Origin of the sequence: Bacillus sp. FSL E2-0195 (genome assembly GCF_038003645.1) — a bacterium.
In the GTDB taxonomy this organism is placed as follows: Bacteria; Bacillota; Bacilli; order Bacillales; family Bacillaceae_G; genus Bacillus_A; species Bacillus_A mycoides.
On the sequence record NZ_JBBOPN010000002.1, the window covers coordinates 661,044 to 682,665 of the forward strand.

Here is a 21,622-nt window from a genome sequence, read left to right on the forward strand (position 1 = left end):
AAATACGCTATTCTTTTTGTAGAAATATATAGAAAGGATGGCGTTTTTTATGAGTCTTTCGATTCAAGAAGAGTTTCATTTGTTCGCTGAAGAACTACAGCGATATCTATCTCCACATATTCTTCAACAACTTGCACAAGAGACAGGTTTTGTAAAACGTAAAAGTAAGTATGGCGCACGAGATTTGGCTGCTTTATGTATCTGGATTAGTCAACATGTAGCAAGTGATTCCCTCACTCGATTATGTAGTCAACTTTATGCAAATACAGCTACACTCATGAGTCCAGAAGGACTTAATCAACGTTTTAACCGATGCGCTATTTTATTTCTACAGCGTATATTTTCTCTTTTAGTCAAAAGCCAACTAAACGATTCGTCTCAAATCCAAAACCAATATACTTCTTATTTTCAACGTATACGTATTTTAGATGCTACTATTTTTCAAGTCCCTAATCATTTGGCTACTATTTATCCTGGTTCAGGAGGATGTGCACAAACAGCCGGTATTAAAATTCAGCTAGAGTATGATTTACATAGTGGAAAATTCCTCAATTTTCAAATGGAACCAGGTAAAAATAATGATAAAACCTTTGGTACAGATTGTTTAGATTCCTTACGTCCAGGAGATTTATGTATTCGAGATTTAGGATACTTTTCTCTAAAAGATTTAGACCAGATGGATCAACGAGGTGTATTCTATGTTTCACGGTTGAAATTAAATAATAGAGTATATGTAAAAAATGATTCTCCAGAATTCTTTCGGGATGGGACAGTAAAAAAGCAATCCCTATATGTTTTACTTAACCTTGAAGATATTATGCATCAGATAAAACCAGGAGATACTTATGAAATTCGGAATGCCTATATTGGGCAACAAAAATTACCCTCACGAGTTGTGATATACAGACTGACATCGACTCAAACTCATAAACGTAGGAAACAGCAAACCTATGTTGAAAAGAAAAAAGGAGTTACATACTCTGAAAAAAGTAAACGATTAACAGAAATCAACGTTTATATTACCAACATACCATGGGAAATTGTTCCGATGGAACAGGTTCATGATATCTACTCACTACGTTGGCAAATAGAGATTGTATTTAAAACATGGAAATCTCTTTTTGGTATCAATCATTGTCACAATATTAAGCGAGAGCGTCTAGAATGTCATCTTTATGGACAGTTAATCGCTATTTTTCTTTGTTCTTCCACTATGTTCAAAATGCGACAGCTGTTACTACAGAAAAAACAAAAAGAATTAAGTGAATATAAAGCAATTTATATGATTCAAGATCATCTGTACTTAGTATATGAAGCTATACAAAAAGACACCCAAGAAGTATCAAAAATTTTCCTTCGTCTGTTTGCCCTCTTACAGAAAAACGGACGGAAATCCCATCGATATGAGAAAAAGACAGTCTTTGATATTTTAGGCGTCATTTATCAGTACACTGTATCTAATCTAAAGCAGAAAACTGCATAATCTTTAAAAATACACCTTATCAAGGTGTATTTGGAATGCGTATTTTTAAAAACAAATAAACAAAATATCAAGCATGTAGGCAACAAGAACGGAAGTTCATCGAATACCCAACCTTAGCTTGATGGGCATGGGGTACCGCCAGTATTTCGGAAAAAAACCATGCTAAGAGCATTCAAGATTTTATACAGTTTTTCGGCTAATCCAATAACAAACGAGAACCCTAAAACCCACGCCAGGATAGGAATGTATAAAATGATGCATAGAATAATACAAAAAGAAAACGCACAAACCCAATTGTATCAAAGGTTTGTGCGTTTTCTTTGCTACCGATAATAGGACGTTATTTTAATTAGGGTGTATAAAGTATGCATTCCATCCTTTCGGATCTTCTTCAACTAAAAGGCCCGATTATTGTATAAAAAGAAACCATTTTGTTTAATGAAAAATACTGATCTGCGAACCTTAATGTAACATATAATTTACATTAAGGAAATTATATGTTACATTAAGGTTGGAGGATATGCTATGAAAAATAACGTAAAGCTCGCCCGTGTAAAAGCGGAGTTAACACAGCAAGAACTTGCCGATGTCGTAGGTATTACTCGGCAAACAATCAGTTTAATTGAAAAAGGAAAATATAATCCATCATTAAAATTGTGCCTACAAATTTGTTATGCGGTGAATGCCAAATTAGATGAGATTTTTTGGATTAATAGGGAGGAATTCGAATGAAAAAAATCACTGATGAACGACTAATAGTACAAAATTTACAACACATAAAAATAGCTTATATAGTACAAACAATCGGGGTTCTCAGTATTCTTGGCTATGAAGTCTTTAAAGGGGGCATAGAAGGAATGACAAAGAACCCACTATGGATGGTTTTCATGCTTACTTCCATTATCTACAGTTATCTGAACATGAGTGTTAGTGTAGAGCATGAAAGAAAGCTAAAAAATCCAGTAAAGTCGTTAATTATTAGTCTCATTGTGGTCACAATCATTGCACTTGTTTTTGCCATCCTTACGTCCATTACCCCAAACTTCAACTGGGTCAACGGTTTATTGATAGGAGGAATTATATTTGTTTGTGGAGTTATCCCTGTTTCTTATGTGTACCGTCTTAGGATTAAACAAGAAAAAGATCTGGAGCAAAATGACTAAGCAATACCGATAACGATAATTATGTAAACGAGCTGTCTATATGGGCAGCTCATTGTATTTTTTGCTTAGCGTGAGTTTATTCAAAAATGCTAGCGATATCCCTAAATAAAAAGACGTGCTGTTTTATCCAGCATGTCTTTTTATTTACTCCTATTTAGATTATTTGCAACATCAGTACAATGAAGTTCATCACTGCGTGAACAATATAAGAAACTAATAATTGATTTGAACGTTTATATACGAAGGCTAATACAACCCCAATACAGAAATACCCAAAGATAAATGGGAAATCAAAATGCATAATTGCAAAGAACAATGCACTGATTAAGATACTCCCTGTTTCTTGAAACTTCTTCATTAAAATATTCATGGTCGCATATCGAAATACCAGTTCCTCTACTAACGGGGCAAGAATTACAATTGATACAATCGCAATTGGTGATATCACTGCAGCTGCGACTGTGCTAGATGTATTTTCTGATTGCGTAGATAACTGGAATAAACTTTTATCTAAAAAGCTACCAATCAGCTGTGCAAGAAAAACGAATACGATTCCAGCAAGAATCCACCTCCATGTGGATTTCGATAATTTGATTGATAGCCTAGGTTCTTTAATCCGTTCTTTCTTATATAAAAGAAATATGATTCCTAGTGTAAGCAGAAACCCTATTAACTCCCAATGTACAAGGATCTCTTGAATCGCTTGTTGCTGATTCCCTTGAATATCATACCAACCTGTCTTAGCCAGTAATTGTACTCCTATAATTCCTACAAATTGAGTCATAACAAAATAAATAAGAATGACATAACCTGATTTGTATATATTACTATTATTCATATTCTTGGATTCATCCTTTACCTTTTTCTCTAGTTGCGATAGGTAAGACTTTGAAGTTATCTCCATCTTTTCCCCCGCTTAGCACTGTACGTGCGACTTTCATCGCATACAGCGCCCCATCTTATTCTTCTATACTAAAGTAACTAGATTACAAGCTTTACGAAGTTTGTTTATTTTCTTCAATTGTTTATCGTTCAACTGAAGTATTCTCATATACGTTCTAATCGTCTCTTCATTTGTAGCGTGAATTAGTCTGTGAACAAATTCATGTACAATAATTAGGTTATTGAACTCGTCAGTTCCTCCCATACCTTTCGGTACTTTGTGATGACAGTGTGCTTCATCAGCTAGCAAAAAGATTCTAGTTACAGCACATATTCCGTTTTGCATGGAATATCTCGACATTCTGTTATCTGTATACTCCATGCTTTTCCCTTTGGTGGAGGATAGCAACATTTTTTGTATTTCATTGGCAATGTTACCTTTTAAGCTTTTGATGAGTTTTTGTCTTCCTTTTCTAGTGTAATTACATATATCTTGACTAAAACTTTGAGGAAATCGTGTTTGTATGTCCGCTAGTGGATATACATGATTACCCGCTACTTCAAAGGTTCTATAATTGTTCCTGTGAATTCTTTTGTATAATGTATTAGCGTTGATAGGAATTTCATATTTCCCTATTGATTTTAGACGATTAAATAAGGTTTTCGAGAGACGAAAGGCTATTTCAGCAAAATCTATATTCACATGTGTTGCAATTCTGTAATAGTTTTTAATACCAAGCACATAAGAGTTATAATCCTGTACTGCTTTTGCTGATGGACTCTTTTGAATTGCTTTAATCCTTGTTTTTGCTTTTTCAAGGATATCCTTTTTCTTTTTCTCACTTATATGTGTGTTTGCCACATATCTTTTGCGCTTTTTAACAGATTTGATAGAGAATCCTAGAAAATCTGAAGATTTTCTTTTCAGGTTAGTTATAGATGATTTTTCATTAGATATATTAAGGTTTAATTGATTTTTGAGATAACCTTCCACTGCATGGAATATTTTAGTTGCAGATTCTTGATTGTTTGTAAATATTTTAAAATCATCTGCATACCTAACTATATACATTCTCTTCAGTTTTGCTTTTGATAAACGGTAGTTTTTAGTTTGTACTGTATGTGGTTTTCTTGTTTTGATATTTTCCCACTGACTAGATATCCACCAATCCAAATCGTTTAATACAACATTACTAAGTAATGGACTTAGGATTCCTCCTTGCGGAGTCCCTTTTGTAGGAATGCCTACTCCTTTGATTGGTGCTTTTAACATTTTCGAGATGATTGTCAGTACTCTTCTATCAGTTATACCTATGCTGTATAGTTGTTTTAATAATTTGGAATGGTTTACGTTATCAAAGAAACCTTGTATATCAATATCTACTACGTGATTATATCCCCCTCTATTAATCAAGAATTGACACCTAGCCATTGCATGATGTGTTGACCTGTTGGGTCTGAATCCATATGAATGCTTGTAGAATTTTGCTTCGCATATTGGTTCTAGAACTTGTTTGAACGTTTGTTGAATCAATCTATCTCTCATTGTAGGGATTCCTAATGGACGTTTCTTTCCATTTGGTTTAGGTATTTCTACCCTACGTACCGTATTTGGTTTGTAGTTTACAAGAGCTTTTCTTATGTTATCAACAAAAGAATTTACATCTTCCATTTTATAGTGGTCGATTGTAATACCATCTGTTCCTTCAGTTTTAGAACCAGTGTTAGCCTTTATGTTTCTATATGCCAGTAAAATATTTTCTTTTGATATGATGTGTGTATATAAATTTATACCTTTAGTGGCATTATTTACGCTACGTTGATATAAATCATCAAACACTTTCTGCATGTCGTAATATTCTGCGTGTCGTAATGTTGTACTCACCGATGTATTAATCCCCTTTCTTACGAAAAGTCCCATCATCTTACTCGATCCTGTGAGTTACATCTAGTTAATTTAGTTTTCAAAGAACAAGACTAGGGACTATCCCTCCACATTTGTTATATGCTTCGTAGGTACTGTGTCCCCACCTTCACAAGAATTAAGCAATTTCGGTTCGTTAGAACCTTATATGCATCTGTCCGCTAGTAGACGTTGGTGACAGTTTCTTGCTTACCACGTTCCGATTGACTTAGCTATACATATCTCCTTAAGTGCTTGCTTTAAGCCTGTTATCTTTACATCCTCATCGTTAGATGTTCCGAATTTCATACTATTTAATCTTACTTCTCGGTAGATAACGCCGTCGTTGACGACATACACATTTCTGATGTATTAAACGTTTAGACCCGTACATTCGCAAGTTCGCCAGTCCGTTAGGACATTCTCACCATAGATATTTTGTAGCATCCCGACCTATCCATTACCATATGATTTCTCACTTAGGTTCTGTTCAGCCAACTTCACCTAGCTTCATACAATTTGTGACTACTATCACGCCTTGCATGTAGGAGTATCAGATAAGTAGTTTCAGCTCAACCTGACGGCTTTCATTCCTACTTTCAGTCAATCAGTTGTTGTCATCAAATTGATAACCCTCCTATTTCGTGTTTGCACACTTATAAGGAAACGTGTCGCGCAAATAGCGTTTTTGTTTAAAAATTATCACCTTTGTTTGGTGATATTTATATATATAATGCATATACTTTTACTAACCAGTTACCTCTGTAATATATACTTAGTGCCATTCCTTTTTATCAAGACAGCAACCCCCTCCGTTTGTTGTCTTTTCATTCAAATAACGATTTTGTTAAAAATTTTTCACCTTTTAACTGGACAAGCATATGTTATTGTATGGAGACTCTCCACTCATAGAAAACTACCTTTCTTGTCGAAGAGCATACTTATATGTGTGCTCTTTTTCGCTTGTTATGAAATAAAGATTTCGTTCATTTTTTGATACATTTATGAAACATTCATGTGTTATCTTCAGTAAGTCCTTTTAAAAACAGAAAGATTTATTATGTAAAAGACCCTAGTCCCCTCTAGGGTTTTTTACGTTCAAATAAGGATTTTATTAAAAAACTGCACATACATTAAAATCATACATACATTAATCATGGTAAGCTTTTCGATAGGAGTCTTGGTCATAGAGCGCCTTAAAAAGCGCTCTTTATTTTTATAGTGACAGGCTCAATAACTCCAAGTAACGAATACAATATAAAAAATTCACTCATGAAAATCTGATTACGATTTCTTGAATTTTTTATATCTCATGAGACATTCACCTATCTTACTAAGAGTGCATATAAAAATGCGCTCTTTTTATTTGTTGTTAAATAAGAATTTTGTTATAAATTACAAACGACCATGTTTTGTTAAAAATTTTGCTAATTCATCCAAATATTCATTAGCAAAATCTGATGGTTCTTCATTAATATGACTAAGGATTGAAGCCAAGTTGTGATGTGCAGTTTCCGCTTCATCCAACTGCCCTTCTAAATAACCTTTTTTGTACTCTTTACTTTCCATCCTTCATTCCACCTTTATTGTTATTACAGTGTTTTGGATCTAATAAATGTTGGCCAACTTTTTTCTCCCAAATAACTATTTTGTTAAAGTTCGATAGGTTCATTTAATTTAACTGGACCCGTATGACATATAACTTCTAAACATTCTCCTAACGAATTAATAACGGCGTTTATTACGTATTTGATTTCCGATTCACAATTAGTGCATTCCGTTTCGCCTGAGTTACTTGAAAACTCATGTGTATCTTGATCAACAAAACCGCAATACGGACATTCAACACCACCTTCATTTCTAACATCCGCATTAGGACTGTAGTTGATTTTAATTTCATCAACTGCTATATATTCACCGTACGCGCTGCAAGGCTTGTACAATTTACCCTCTATTTTTAAGATATTCTCGAAAAAATCGTTCTCCGTTGGTTTCATTTCTTTTAAAACTTCCATACTGCTATACTCTTTATCCCAAGCTCCAATTCCGTTTCTTTCGTATTTAACTATTTTTGTATACATATAAATTCCCCTTTTCGATTAATTTTTGTAAGGTTTCCAATCCCAACTGTCCAAATTGCATGTTTCCTTACCGTATACCTTACGACCACGACCTTGCTCGACTTCAGTTATTTCGTACCATTTGCCAGTATCATCATCTTTAACAACACCTTTACTTGGCTTGTAAGAGAATGAAAACACCCTTTCGCCATCTACATAAAATGGATACATCATAGTCCCCCTTTCCGACCAAATAACGCTTTTATATGAAAATCGTACACAGTTTTGACACATCAGCCACCGCAATTACTTGAAAATTCGTGATAATATTAATTCGTCGAATCCGCCAAATTTCGACATTGTACGACAACAATATCTCTCCTAAAAAGTCCCTGTCCCCGCAGGGATTTTCTCTTTTATTCATTACTTTTTGTTATACTGAATCCCCATCCTGAATGAAATTCAAATTATATATTATTAAAACCTACCAAAATATAATCTGTATATAAAAATTTTATGATTTATAAACCGAAATATTCTTTTCCTACTAATCTCACGCTGCCTGCAGGTGTTTTAAACCTATTTCTAACGCACCCGTTCCACCAAACCCTTGATTAAATAGAAGCGGGACATCATACTTCTTTGCGTATTCCTTTGCTACATCAATAGAGACATGGCCACATGCACCTTTCTGCACTACAATGACATCACATTTTTTAATGACACTACGAAAAGTCTTCTTTACGCCACCATGATTCTTTCCGTCATGAAAAATCACCTGACAATCTCTTTTTTTCGCTAGTTTTTCTAACGTCCTACCATTTGATCCACCTAATACTAGAATTGTATTCATTCCCACTCACTCTCCTTATTTTTCTTTTTTGTGTATGTACTTGGTGTTGTTAACAATACAAGCGTACAAACTACAATATTCATGATTATTAAACCTACTATTAATACAATTGCGAAAATAGGTAACAACAGCATAAAAATAAAAGCACTTACGACCAAGCATACAAAGATGAACCCATTACTCATGTCTTCATAACCGTCTAACCCTTGCACTATATTTAAGCTATGCATCCAAACCGTGATACTGTCCCAATGTTCTACTAATAGATATCCTCCACCCAAAAACAAAGCCCATCCGAATAATGTCCCTAAAAATCCTAAACCCCTTCCAGAAGAATATCCCGCAAAAAAGTTTGCTGCTGTTCCAAATAACATTCTCATTTTTTCTTTCCTCCATATCTATTTCAAATCAGTTATATATATAGATTTCATTTAGCTATGGTTTTATTATATCAGAAAATTATGAATATTCAATAAATATTTTTGGGGTACTCTTTATTTTTTAGAAAGGGTTGTGTTTTTTCTTCCACAACCCTCATTTTCCACTTAATCCACTGGTACTTCTTCTTGCCCGTGCGGAATTTGTTCAATTGGTGTTACAATTTGTGCATATTGATTGACTTGCACTTTAAATTGACGTGGTTCAAGGAAATTCACTTGTTGAATTTGAACTTCAATGTGGTACGTATCTACTTTTTTTCCGCGTTCTATTTTTGTAATACGAGCATTATAGAATTTATCTCCATGCAAAAAGTAGCGTTGTACAGCTTCTGTAGCAAGCATGCGCTCATTACTTGTCATTTTCATTGGCTCAATACCAAATCCAGCCTTTGTAAACAAATATGGTACATCATAACTACTGGAAGATATTTTTCGTAGTAAGTCTTCTACTGTTTTTGTTTTCGCGATATATTCCTCTTCTTTTGTATCAAATCCCTTTGGCTTATCTCCAAGCATCTCTATTTCATCTTGATTTACTTGTTCTTCCTCTTGTACTTGTGATTTCATCATGTAACGATGAATGGTATTATAGGTAGCTACACCTAGCACTAAAACTATGACCCCCAATACCACCAAGTACTTACGAGGCATATTGGACAAAATATTGATTACTTTCTTCATCTTCTCTCATCCTTTATCAGTCTATAACATTACGAATTTGAGTCATATGTTGTCCTCTTGCCGTATAGTTTAGACCTGTAATTTGTACACCCTTATCATCACCAATATGAATCATTTTCTGGTTCCCCATATAAATTGCAACGTGTCCTGGGTTTTCATAGAAGATGAGGTCTCCTGGTTGTGCATGATTGATGTCTGGTACTTGTTTACCTTGTCCAACTTGAGCACCTGTCCACTCTCCAAGTTGCACACCTATACTTGTTCTAAAGACATACTGCGTAAATCCTGAGCAATCTGAAGTGCCACCTGGTGGATTACGATCCCCTAATACATATCTAACTTTTCCTTGCCCAAGCCATTTTTTCGCTTCTGCTAGTACCTTTTGTCTTTTGTCATTCGTCATAACAGGAGAACCGCCTGATGATAATCCCGGATCATCATTTTTCTTAAAGAATTTCATTGGATCTGTTGGTTGGTCGTTAATACGAATCTGGAAGTCTAAATGGACAGCGTATCCATTCATATTAAGTAAACCAGTATCTTTATTATAGTTAGAACCGCCCATCTCCCCAATGATTTGTCCTTTTGTTACCATGGTTCCTGGTGCAACTGATATTTTACTCAAGTGTAAGTAGCGAGATACAATGCCATTTCCATGGTCTACATAAACACCTAAACCACCACCATTTACATTTCCTGTTTGGTTCGTTACAATACCAACTTCCATCGACCACACAGGGTCTCCAGCTTTTCCGGCGGTCATGGCCCCAATATCTACAGCGTTATGTTGTTTTCCACCACGAACCGCATCAAACGTATCTGTAATACGCCCTGATTTCGTTGGCCATTTCCAACCTTTATCAGACACCCATTCTCCATCTCCAGACGCTACACAACCTAAATCCTTGTAATATTTCAAAACTTTGGTAACGTACGTATAATCCCCATAACACGCTCCCACTTTGGTTCGGAAGTTATTAGGGTCTGAACAACCACCCGGATTTAAATGTGCCTTACTTCTTGAGAATTCAATGGCTGTTTCCTCTGAATAACCACCTTTTGCTAATGCATAGCTAATAAAACCACTCCCAAAATTATATGACTGTAAGGCGAGAGCGACGTCACCATTCGCTTGTCCTAGCACATCTTTAAATTCCTGTACTCCTGCTTCAATAGAAATATTCGGATCTGTAATACACCCCATTCGAGCATTTCCTTTTACACCTATACAAGATGGACTCAAGTCTCCATAATGTCCCTCTGATGCTTGCATCGGATCATTTCCTGCTCCAGCTGATTCCTGCATCATTTGAGCTGCCAGAATACCAACATATTGAGCAACACCATGTTTTTCTGCCATCTCTTTAATTTTGGGAAGATAACCTGTTACTTTTTCATTGATATTAACAGGCTCTCCACCAGGACTAACAGAACCTACGCACATGCCCCCGATAAATCCACCAGTTGGGGCTAGATGTCCATACATTCCCTCTAACATCCCTGCAGCTAATATCTCACGCGCACGATCTTTTTGACTCTCACTAAATTTTGCAAGTTCCATCGCTTTCTCTAGCCCATGAGAAGAGGTTGTCACCTTTTTACTACCACTAGCATTAATCTCATCTATTTTTTTCTTAAAATCTGTATCTCCTAAAATCTTTTTTACATCTGGTCCGGAGTAACTCTCAGATTTTGTTTTTTGCATCTCCTTTTTCTTTTTTTCACAAGGACCGTTAGGTCCTGCCTCACATACCTCTTTTTCCGTATATTCTTCATATTGGATATCCAAAAAATAAGAAATCGCATCATGTGGATCTTTATCGGTGAGGTCATTATCATAACGCGCCATGTCAAAAGCGACAACCTCTTTCCAATCCACATTTAAAGCCATCGCTACTTCCATATACTTTTTCACTTGTTCTTCTGTTTTACTTTCATCTTTTGTAAATGGTACAAATGATGCTAAAATGACACACACCACAATAATCAGCGACATAATGATAGCTGCAGGTAATCCAACCGCGGCTAATATTGACCCTACAATTTTAAGTGTTGCCTTTTTTAACAGTTTGGCAGCAGCTTTCGCTGCCGCCCTTCCTGCTTTTCCTGCCAATTTTGCCATTTTCCCGCGAGCTTGCATCCCTTTTTTCTTGATAAAGTGAGACGCTACATCTTTTAAGGGATTGCTTTTTTTCTGTTCATTTGGATCGTTTGGGTTCTGACTCATAGACTTGTCACACCATACTTTCCATGCTCATCATTTCGTCTTTTTCGCTGTGCTAAACGCGGGTTTGGTGCAAATGGAATCAGATTTTGCGGGTCATGTTCTGATAAATTCAGTTGTGTCTCTGCACGTACTACTTCGTCCTGTGTATGTGTAACCAAAATTTCTTCTTTTGGTTTAATACTGCTATCTTTTACTTCACAGATTCTTTCAATTCTTTGGTTTGTTTGTAAACGTGTATCTCCTTTTCCGAATGGTGAGATACGTGAAACTGTACCTTCTGTTGTGGTAGCCACCATATAACTACGGTCTCTTTCTACGACCATTTGTACATTCTTATATCCACCTTGATCTAAGTCAGACATATAGAAGTGGCCATTGTCTACCTTATGACTCACAGTAAGTGGTGGTTCACTTATCACTGGTTTCTGTTGTATTGGTCTTGGATTTTGATTTCCTACCAATTGATTTGGATTAGTATTAATCGAGCGATTTATACTAATTTTCCCACCACTTGAATCTTGTATATATGCTGGAGAAGCTTTCATACCATTTCGGTACTGTGTCAACTGCCCGTCTGCAATATTTAAATCTTGATATACCATTTGTCCGGAACGAATGCTACTATCTCCACTACCATAACGAGATACAACTTGTGTCATCCCACTGGAATCTTTTGCTTCAATCCATGACTTGTTATTCGTCGTAACTAAACGTACAGCCCCTTTGGCAACAGATTGCATTCCTGTATGGTCTGTTGTTGTTGGTACCATTCTCTGAATCTCTTGAATTTCTTTTGTTTCAGTTTGAACTGCTTTATTGTACGGGTTATATTTACTTACCGTACGTGCAGCTGCTTGGTAAGCACCTGCGCCACCAATCACACCAGCAGCATAGCTTAATCCTTTTGTGACATTGTAATGGCGTTCTGCCGCGTTACCTCCTAATGAAGTATGAACAGCGGCTGCACTTCCACTTATCGCTTTTTGTACTGCATTCCCTCCTGCCTGCTGAACAGCACTTGACGCATTAAAGTATGCTTTTGAAACATTCTCTAGTGCATTTGTAGGCATAAAATGTTTGACACCTTCCATCACACTCATGCCAATCTTCGTACTTTGCTGTGTCATACGTCCCACAGCTGAAGTTGGGATAGACATTTTGCCAGCACTTTGTGCAATACTTGCTACACCTGCAGACGCATCTGCATAAGAACGTTGAATTTCAGAAACGGAAAGATTTCCTGCACTCGCCATACTCGCTTGCGTTTGTGTAGCTGCATACACAGCTTTATTGATTGCACCACCTGCAGCAACACCGTGTGATCTAACTCCTTGAATAGAACTTGTAATCCCAGAGCTTACTTGTTGGCTCACTGTCCCAAGGGTTGCATGACTCTGTAAACCTTTCGTTAATTGCGATGCAAAAGCATCCTTATTGATATACGACTGGGCATGTAGACTCTTACCACTCGTATCTTTTGCTTGCACTGGCATCGCTCCAGTTTGTACTGCTGCTTGCTGGGCTACTGCTTTAAATTCATTTCCTTTTTGATTTAAATGTGTCTGCCAAGCCTGCTCTTTTTGCGGTTGAGCCATGGTTGGAGACAAGTTTTTCATAAAGTTTGCCCTGTTCTCTCCTGCATACCCTTGTTTAAAGGATTCCGTAGAAGCTTGTACCAGGTTCCCAACATTACTTATTTGTTTTGCATTCTGGCTTCCATATCCACTTGTCAAACCATGTGTTTTCACGCCATTGACTGCCTTTTGAATGCCCGCAGTACTGGATACACCCATTGCATTTAAGTTTGGATTATTTTGTAACTGCTGTGATAAATGAGAAGCGAATGCTTCCTTATTCGCAAATTTTGTTCCATCTTTTTGCTGAACAATACCTGCTTGCTCTGCAGCTCTTTGTGCATGATTTTCGAACCCTTGTACTTTGTGACCTACATGCTTGTTCCATGCCGCTTCTTTTTCTTGTTGTGGTAAATCCGCAGGCAATTGCTTCATAAATCCAGCCTTATGATCTGCAGTATATGCTTTCTTAAACGCAGCGGTTGAAGCTCCTACAAGAGCACCAACCTGTCCCATATTTTTATGGCCACTCTCTAACGTTTCTCCTTTTACATCCTCAACTGCTTTTCCGACTTTTCCTAATGCAAGTTGAGAAGCGAAAGCATCTTTATTCACATAGGACTTATCAAACAAGTTATTTCCTTGCTTATTTGGATTGCTTTGTAATTGTTGTGATAACTGAGAAGCAAAAGCTTCCTTATTGGCATAGTTAGTCCCATCTTTTTGTTGTACAATCCCTGCTTGTTCTGCAGTTTTCTGTGCATGATTTTTAAATTCTTGGACTTCCTGACTCAAATGCTTGTTCCATGCTGCCTCTTTTTCTTGTTGTGGTACACCTGCAGAAAATTGCTTCATAAATCCAGCCTTATGATCTGCATCATACGCCTTTTTAAATGCAGCAGTGGACGCCCCAACAAGAGAGTCTACTTGTCCCATGTTTTGATGACCACCCTCTAGTGTTTCTCCCTTTACCCCTTCAACTGCTTTTCCAAGTGCAAATTGAGAAGCCAATGTATCAACAGGCATAGCCCCCGCTTTTATTGCCGCTTGTTCTGCATGATTTCTAAACCCTTGTACTTTTGAATTAAGATGGCCGTTCCATTTTTTCTCTTTTTCTTCCGCCGACATATTTTCTGGCAGTTGACTCATAAACGCGTCTTTATGATCTGCCTCATATCCCTTTTGGAATGCGTTAGTCGCAGTATTGACTAAATCTCTAGCATTTCCATATGGTGTAGCGTTTTTCTTCATATTTTGCAAATCTTGTTTACGTTGATTTTTGAAATGAGACATTTGATCGCTATTTGTTTTCGCTACTTTTTTAGCAATCTCTGCATCAGAAGCACCAGGGAATGCTTGTTTTAATCGACTAGTAACTGCAGAATCTGGATTATCCGCTTTCCAAGATTCAAAATCTTTTGTAGCTAAATCCTGTGCAATATCTTCATCTGTTAGTTCTGGGTAGGATTCTCCATTTAAGTTTGAATACGTGTCCGCACCCTTCTTCACACTTGAACCAATATGTTTTCCTAAAGCAACAGCTCCTTCGCCTACTGCACCAGCAGTTCTTCCAGCAACCGCACCAGTAATTCCACCCGCTTTACTACCAACCATTGTCCCTATTACCATTCCTTCTGGTCCAAGCCCAGCTCCTGCGGCCATACCCGCAAATCCCGTTGCCGCTTTACCAATTGAACTTCCAATTTGGCCTGCTTTTAACATACGAGCTGCACGAGATGTTGTACCTATATCTGTTCCTAAATTCGCACCTAATGTATTTTTCGGATTGTCAGCATCTTCTTTTTTATCTTGCTCTCCATCTTTCTTTTCTTTCCCCTTATCCTTTGTACTGCGGTGGTCATCACGGATTCCTTTTACCAACCCAGCTACACTCGCTAAGGCACCCATCCCCATCATCGTACCCGCTTTATGAATACCACCTGATGCATTGGTGCTAAGACCAATAAAACTTTTCACAATCTCACCTATTGGGATAAACATAGCAAGTAACATTAATTTGAGTAACGGACTATTTGCTGCTCCAATTAAAGAAATAATGAGCCATAAGGTAATCGCATGAATCGCTTGTATGAACACTGCCCCCATAAATTCACGTATCCAATATAATGTCTGTTGTTTCTTTTGTGGGAATAGCCACATACCTACCATTAAAGGACCCATTAACATTAAGACATATAGTGACACCGCACGCATTAAATAGTAAAAATTTGCCCAGACGATGAGACCAGCTTCTATAAACAAACCAAATATAATAAACATATAGTCATTTTCATGACCCTTCAGACTCAGCTCAGTAATTGTAAGTCCAGCCCCACCAAATCCAGGCTGTAGAAATTTAGTACCCTTATCCGGGTCAAAATTCCCACCACTTACTCCATTGAGAGCGTCTCTGAACTCTACTATTACCCACGAATTGATATCAAATATAAGAGTATAGAAGTAATCCAAATGCCAAAGACAAATCGAGATGATCATTAAATCTTTCGCATACTCTATTAATGCCGTTCGATTATTCGGATTAATAGCTGTCGCTGAATATTTTGCTGCCGTAATCACTACACTGATGAGGACACAAAAAGCAACAAGCTTAAACATGACAGGCATACCTGTGTCTAATACTTTGGTTAGAGAATCTCCCGAAAATAAGAAATCTAAATTTGTCCCTTTTCCTTCTGTCCCATTTCCCCCAAACACTAAGACTGGAAGAGTATCCAAAGTCGCATAAACCGGACCAAGAAAAGCCTTCACTAAAACAATAATTAGGCCACCGACCCACTCTACTATTTTCTCTAGCATAATTTCACCTTCCTTTTCAAAGGTACGCTATTACCCTGCGTACCCTTGTACTTGCTTCATATTATTTAAAAGCTCTTGTAGTACTGCTTCATTCGATTCAATGAACATCATTTCTTTGTCTGATGGATCTGTTTGAATCCAAACCGAACTATCTCCTACACGGAAGATTCCTTCTCCTTTTCCTGGGTTGTTGAGAATAATATCAAGCTCCCCAGCAGTTAAGTTAAAGTTCTCTTGAATCTTTTTCTTATCGATCTTATTTTGTTCTAAGAAGAAATAAGAGAAAGTGGATTGCAAGATACCGCGCGCTTTTACATTTTCTAAAATACGAACAAAGTCCTGACTTGCCCAGCACATACCTGCATTTCTCTTACGAGAGCGGCGTGCTACTTTTTCTAAGAAGTTAACTGTTTGTTCATAGTCGATAAACTGCCACATCTCATCCACATATAAAACTTTTCGTTTGATAGCGTGTTCTGGACTCTTAATCCAATGCTCCCAAATATAGTTCAAAATAACGTGGAAGGCGATTGGTTTTAAAAACCCTTCCTCTAAATGACTAATGTTGAAGTTAACAACACGTGACTCATTTAACTGCGTTTCCACACCACGTCCAAAATGACTTTGCCCATCAAATAATGGTTTTGAACCATCACGTAGGAATGAACGAATTGCCGCAATTAACTCTTCTGCTTTCACATCTTCTCCATGATGTTCTACTAATACATCGTAGATTTCTTTTAACTCTGGCTCTGGCTTTCTCACTTGAGATTGAATTAATTGTCCACCCACCTTTTTCACTTCATCTGTATATAAAGATGAAGGATGAGAAGTAATACCATGTTTATCAAACACTTCGCGAATCGCATCTTCCAGCATCGTACGTTGGAATACATTTAATCCTGGTTGATCAAAATCTTGTCCACGAATAATAATGTCAAAGAATCCTAGTATTTCATTAATTTTCTCTAAAATTGGTACGAATCTTACATACTTCACTCCATCACGTTCTATGAGTTCTTTCTTATCATATTGTTCAAGTGCTTCTAGTTCTTCATCTTTATCTGTAATCTGAAGTTCTGTTACCGCGATTGCACAAGGGTTAATAATGATATTACTTTCTGGTGAAATATTTAAGTTAATACCGCCTAGACGTTTTGTAATTTTTACGAATTCTCCCTCTGGATCGATAATCATTGCATGTGTATCTGCAAGTGACGTTTCACGAGCTAACTTCATCTTTAAAAGTAAACTTTTCCCGGAACCTGAGATCCCCGTCACACCAATGTTATAATTTGGTGGGCGATAATCTGCATTCCCGAACGAATTTAAAAATTCTATTTGCCCAGTAATTTTGTTCTTTCCTATTGGTATACCACCATTAAATCTTCCGGAACCTGACACAAACGGTGCAAATGTACATAAGGCTCGTCTATCGATATTTCGATATGTATCTTGCAAAGTGTTTGGTGCACCTAGTGGCATAACCGCTTTCAAACCACTTTTCACACGATTCCAAGTACTTGCTATCTTAAAGTGTGATGCTTGCATTTCATCCTCAAGATACTCACATAAAACGTCTAATTCTTTCTTTGATTCTGCATACGCAACAGCCATCGTACTCACCATATAGGAGTCATTCTCATTAAATTGAATTTCATCCATTAAATTGTTTGTATCTTGAATTTTTGCATCTAAGTCTTTTTCTTGGTCAATGTTTCCTCGTGTGCGTTGGAAAGAAAGGTTTGAACGTAACATCGTTAGCTGCATATCTAACGATCGCATCGCTTTCGCTTTTGGCTCTTTATGAATATCAATCATGACATCGACTTCCCCAGCTGAAGTTAACATGTTCAACCAATTGGTTTGCATCATACGAGGGTATCCATCACGTGGAATATAAAACGGACGGAAGAAGGTATTACTTCCTAAAGACTGCTTAATCACCCCATAGTCTTCTGCATCAATTTTCATGCCTTCTGGGGCAATGACATCAAACACGGTTGTTTGATTATCTAATTGAGTGGGTACCTCTTCTTGCTCCTGCTCTTCCTCCTCTAGTTCCAATTCATCCTTCTCTTCTGCTTCTAATTTCTTTTTTTCTTTTTTCTTCTTTCCAAACAACTTCATATTTACGCCACCCCATTATTTGATTTTTCAGCTTTTTCTTCTGCTAGAACTTTCTTTATTAACTCTAGTTTTCTCTCATTTGTTTCACCTGTTGAATACAGAGAGAAGTTTTCATTTTCAATTAAATCTTGGAAACGCGCTTTCACAGCTTTACGGCGATTAAACGCTACGTATAAGAGTTCTATCAATTTATCTTTCGTTAACATTTCTACATTAATTTTTGCTTTTGATAATAAATTTCGCGAAGCATTATAACGACGATATAATTCGTTAAACGCTTTATCTACAATCTTTTCTTCCAATTCTTCCTCTGTATCAGCTGTAATCGTACTAATATCCACCTTGTATGGGTAAATTAAATAACGTTTTTGCTCATATCGGGGCTGCGAACGTTGCCAGTACTCTAAGTTATCGATAACTTCTTGACCATATAGTATTGTCTCTGGTGTAAGGTCCTTCGCACCTTTCATCGTTTCTGTCATTTTTCGTACAGGATCTGTTAAATCTACAAATTTACTTTGTATATATACTTTTGTATTAAACTCTAATGTTGTTAACCATGATTCAATTTTGATATCAATTGCTTCTTGTTCCATGTTGGAAAGTAAGTAATAGTTTACTGGATGTGCTTCCGCGATTAGGACAAACGTGTCATCATGATATCGAATCATATGATTGTCAATTTCCTTAATGTCTTCTACAAAAGCGCTAAAGAAATCAACATTATCCTCATCAACTTCTGATTTAGGAGGCATATTCTTTTTATTTTTCTTTCCGCCGTTTTCAGCAATGTGTTTCTCTATCCCACCCTGGTTTTTCCCCTTTTTTTTAGACCCAAACAGCGGTTTCCCGTTCATTTTCCGATAAAAGAAAAATCCTACAATGGCTATCGCCGCAAAATATATCATTTCTAACATCTATAACGTCTCCTTTACCCATGTAGTTGGCTCGTACCCTTTTCTCCACTTGCCTTTTTCAGAACGGCTACGCATTTTGATAAGGAAAAACTTATCTAGATACATGTGTTGTTTCTCTTTATAAATAAAAGCAAAAGCTATTACACCTACTACCGTTGGTATTGCTAAAATTAAGCAAATAAAAAATGCTACTACCGAATTAAAAGGTGCAAATAGCCGCCATAAGAATGGTACATATAAATAAAGGGATGCTCCGCCACCTAATAGATAAATCAATTGGCGTTTGCTCAGCACACCTAATAGTGTTTTTTGTTCCGAAGTCATATCAACAGGAACGGTTACTTTTCTCATTCTGCTTCCTCCCTTGTATAAGAGAAGCTCTCCCCAAATAGAGGAGAGCTTTTACAAACTCTTATGTTAGATTTTTGTAACCCAAGCAGCGATGTCGTATGCTTTGATCATGACAAAGCCTCCAATTGCCGCACAAGCTAAACCAACCATGGCTTGTGTACGGTTTTCAGGGTTCTTCCCTTGTGCACCAGAAAGTTTAATACTTGCGAATACAACACAAGCAACTACCCAAATACCACCAAAACCAATTAGTGTTGTTACAAGGGTATTCATGCTTTTTTGTACAGTTTCAGCACTCGTACCACTGGTGTGCCCAGTAAGACCCTTCTCAAAACTACTTTTTGCCAGTAGAAAATCTCCTACCGATGTTGTCATAAGCTTTGCAGACAACCAATTCAACATAATTCCTGCACCTCCGGGAGTTTTTGCTCGCAAAACGCAAAAAGACCCCAATACGCGCACACGTCCCCTAAGGACATGGCGCATATTGAGGTCTTCTCTTATATGCGAACTGATTAATTTTTTATTTTATTGTAAAATCTTATTACTTTTATATTATAGCAATACGATTTTAAAAACACAAGTCCTTATTTACCCCTAAAAAACAAAAGTAAAATAGACGATTCCTTTTCTATTTTACTTTTATTGCTTCTTCTTATTATTGCTTGGATCGTACCATACCATTTGTATTTGAAATATATTACTGTCCTTAAGACCTAAAACATTCATTTTTTCTTTAAATGAGCGCCATGGCTCTATTTTTATTGATTTCGTACTTTTGTCCTTTAGCTTATAAACATATATATAATATAATTTTTTTATAATAACAAGACAACCTCTAACACCTTTTTATACCGATAAAATAATCCACTAAATAACTACATAAAAATTACATAATTACTAACTGTTTTTCGGAAAATTTCTACTTAATGAACATAGAAATTATTGATTCCCCTAAAACAATGAGTCTAATGAAACAACTTCCTCTCTTTTTATTCTCTTACCTACTTACCTCTAATTTTTCAGAAATAGAAAAAAGTAACCTATCAGATTAAAACTCCTCATTAAATAATGAATGACCTTCTACCTGATAGGTTACTTATACTTATATCAAAGAAAAATTCTATAACATATTATTAAAATTATTAAGGCTTATTAACTTTTTATAACATTGAAGAAAACGTTAAAGTCTTGTCCACCCCAGTATACTTTAGCATGATTAGCATTGTCATATAATATAACTGTTTTCACCATATATTCCCCAGGATTAGCATATGAACTTAATGGAATATCAGCAATCCACTTCTTACTTTTTTCATTATAAGTGGCTTCTACTTGTTTCTCTTCCTCTGTAGCTCCTTTTATTGCTACATAAGCATAACGAACACCTGATACATCATCTTCCGCCTCTATACTTACTTGTACCGTCTCTCCTGCTTTATATGTTTCTTTTTCTATCTCTATCTTTTTTAGAGTAGGGGGCAATTGATCCGCTACTGTATCATTTTCAACATTAAAGTGAATATTAAAGTCTTCTCCACCCCAGTATACTTTAGCATGATTAGCATTGTCATATAATATAACTGTTTTCACCATATATTCCCCAGGATTAGCATATGAACTTAATGGAATATCAGCAATCCACTTCTTACTTTTTTCATTATAAGTGGCTTCTACTTGTTTCTCTTCCTCTGTAGCTCCTTTTATTGCTACATAAGCATAACGAACACCTGATACATCATCTTCCGCCTCTATACTTACTTGTACCGTCTCTCCTGCTTTATATGTTTCTTTTTCTATCTCTATCTTTTTTAGAGTAGGGGGCAATTGATCCGCTACTGTATCATTTTCAACATTAAAGTGAATATTAAAATCTTCTCCACCCCAGTATACTTTAGCATGATTAGCATTGTCATATAATATAACTGTTTTCACCATATATTCCCCAGGATTAGCATATGAACTTAATGGAATATCAGCAATCCACTTCTTACTTTTTTCATTATAAGTGGCTTCTACTTGTTTCTCTTCCTCTGTAGCTCCTTTTATTGCTACATAAGCATAACGAACACCTGATACATCATCTTCCGCCTCTATACTTACTTGTACCGTCTCTCCTGCTTTATATGTTTCTTTTTCTA

General features: G+C 36.5%; 19 protein-coding genes. 3 read left to right on the forward strand and 16 right to left on the reverse strand.

Annotation, left to right across the window (positions count from 1 at the left end; translation table 11 throughout):
* Nucleotides 1-49: 49 nt before the first annotated feature.
* The 3 genes from MHH59_RS30530 to MHH59_RS30540 all read left to right on the forward strand — a co-directional run bounded on the left by MHH59_RS30530 (nt 50) and on the right by MHH59_RS30540 (nt 2,646).
* A complete protein-coding gene (locus MHH59_RS30530; RefSeq protein ID WP_340853738.1) occupies nt 50-1,483 on the forward strand; it encodes an IS4 family transposase in 1,434 nt (477 codons plus the stop codon).
* Between the two features lie 525 nt (nt 1,484-2,008).
* A complete protein-coding gene (locus MHH59_RS30535; protein ID WP_016121334.1) occupies nt 2,009-2,215 on the forward strand; it encodes a helix-turn-helix transcriptional regulator in 207 nt (68 codons plus the stop codon).
* The gene (locus MHH59_RS30540; RefSeq protein WP_098318343.1) at nt 2,212-2,646 is read left to right on the forward strand and encodes a hypothetical protein; all 435 of its coding nucleotides are present in this window, start codon (nt 2,212-2,214) and stop codon (nt 2,644-2,646) included. The genes MHH59_RS30535 and MHH59_RS30540 overlap by 4 nt, the downstream gene beginning before the upstream one ends.
* Before the next feature lie 154 nt (nt 2,647-2,800).
* Here MHH59_RS30540 and MHH59_RS30545 read toward each other — a convergent pair whose 3' ends face one another.
* From MHH59_RS30545 to MHH59_RS30620, 16 genes are all read right to left on the reverse strand, one after another.
* On the reverse strand, nt 2,801-3,484 hold the full coding sequence (locus tag MHH59_RS30545) for a CPBP family intramembrane glutamic endopeptidase (protein WP_340853743.1): 684 nt from the start codon (nt 3,482-3,484) through the stop codon (nt 2,801-2,803).
* 129 nt (nt 3,485-3,613) lie between these two features.
* Nucleotides 3,614-5,413 carry a group II intron reverse transcriptase/maturase gene (gene ltrA, locus MHH59_RS30550; RefSeq protein ID WP_340851458.1) on the reverse strand — a complete coding sequence of 600 codons (1,800 nt, stop codon included), beginning with the start codon at nt 5,411-5,413 and terminating at the stop codon, nt 3,614-3,616.
* A gap of 1,413 nt (nt 5,414-6,826) precedes the next feature.
* Nucleotides 6,827-7,000: a hypothetical protein gene (locus tag MHH59_RS30555; protein ID WP_340853745.1), complete on the reverse strand. Its 174-nt coding sequence runs from the start codon at nt 6,998-7,000 to the stop codon at nt 6,827-6,829.
* 83 nt (nt 7,001-7,083) lie between these two features.
* Nucleotides 7,084-7,512, reverse strand: a complete 429-nt coding sequence (locus MHH59_RS30560) for a hypothetical protein (protein WP_113937429.1) — start codon at nt 7,510-7,512, stop codon at nt 7,084-7,086.
* An 18-nt stretch (nt 7,513-7,530) separates the two neighbouring features.
* On the reverse strand, nt 7,531-7,722 hold the full coding sequence (locus tag MHH59_RS30565) for a hypothetical protein (RefSeq protein WP_113937428.1): 192 nt from the start codon (nt 7,720-7,722) through the stop codon (nt 7,531-7,533).
* Between the two features lie 322 nt (nt 7,723-8,044).
* On the reverse strand, nt 8,045-8,344 hold the full coding sequence (locus tag MHH59_RS30570) for a DUF2325 domain-containing protein (protein ID WP_002169762.1): 300 nt from the start codon (nt 8,342-8,344) through the stop codon (nt 8,045-8,047).
* Nucleotides 8,341-8,724 (reverse strand): hypothetical protein, encoded by a 384-nt coding sequence (locus tag MHH59_RS30575; protein ID WP_340853749.1) that lies wholly within the window; start codon nt 8,722-8,724, stop codon nt 8,341-8,343. Before MHH59_RS30575 ends, MHH59_RS30570 begins: the two co-directional genes overlap by 4 nt.
* Before the next feature lie 165 nt (nt 8,725-8,889).
* Nucleotides 8,890-9,465: a hypothetical protein gene (locus MHH59_RS30580; RefSeq protein ID WP_002166785.1), complete on the reverse strand. Its 576-nt coding sequence runs from the start codon at nt 9,463-9,465 to the stop codon at nt 8,890-8,892.
* Nucleotides 9,466-9,481: 16 nt separating this feature from the next.
* Nucleotides 9,482-11,692 (reverse strand): lysozyme family protein, encoded by a 2,211-nt coding sequence (locus MHH59_RS30585; RefSeq protein WP_340853752.1) that lies wholly within the window; start codon nt 11,690-11,692, stop codon nt 9,482-9,484.
* Nucleotides 11,689-16,083: a hypothetical protein gene (locus MHH59_RS30590; protein ID WP_340853753.1), complete on the reverse strand. Its 4,395-nt coding sequence runs from the start codon at nt 16,081-16,083 to the stop codon at nt 11,689-11,691. Before MHH59_RS30590 ends, MHH59_RS30585 begins: the two co-directional genes overlap by 4 nt.
* A 30-nt stretch (nt 16,084-16,113) precedes the next feature.
* Nucleotides 16,114-18,213, reverse strand: a complete 2,100-nt coding sequence (locus MHH59_RS30595; RefSeq protein WP_340853755.1) for a VirB4 family type IV secretion system protein — start codon at nt 18,211-18,213, stop codon at nt 16,114-16,116.
* Nucleotides 18,214-18,215: 2 nt separating this feature from the next.
* A complete protein-coding gene (locus MHH59_RS30600) occupies nt 18,216-19,130 on the reverse strand; it encodes a hypothetical protein (RefSeq protein ID WP_002139685.1) in 915 nt (304 codons plus the stop codon).
* Entirely contained in the window at nt 19,131-19,481 is a 351-nt protein-coding gene (locus tag MHH59_RS30605) for a PrgI family protein (protein ID WP_002139686.1), read from the reverse strand.
* Between the two features lie 66 nt (nt 19,482-19,547).
* Nucleotides 19,548-19,967 carry a hypothetical protein gene (locus tag MHH59_RS30610; RefSeq protein ID WP_201063550.1) on the reverse strand — a complete coding sequence of 140 codons (420 nt, stop codon included), beginning with the start codon at nt 19,965-19,967 and terminating at the stop codon, nt 19,548-19,550.
* Nucleotides 19,968-20,123: 156 nt separating this feature from the next.
* On the reverse strand, nt 20,124-20,306 hold the full coding sequence (locus MHH59_RS30615; RefSeq protein WP_137059664.1) for a hypothetical protein: 183 nt from the start codon (nt 20,304-20,306) through the stop codon (nt 20,124-20,126).
* A gap of 330 nt (nt 20,307-20,636) precedes the next feature.
* Nucleotides 20,637-21,622: DUF7035 domain-containing protein (locus MHH59_RS30620; RefSeq protein ID WP_445290627.1), on the reverse strand; the 986-nt coding region annotated here is incomplete at its 5' end.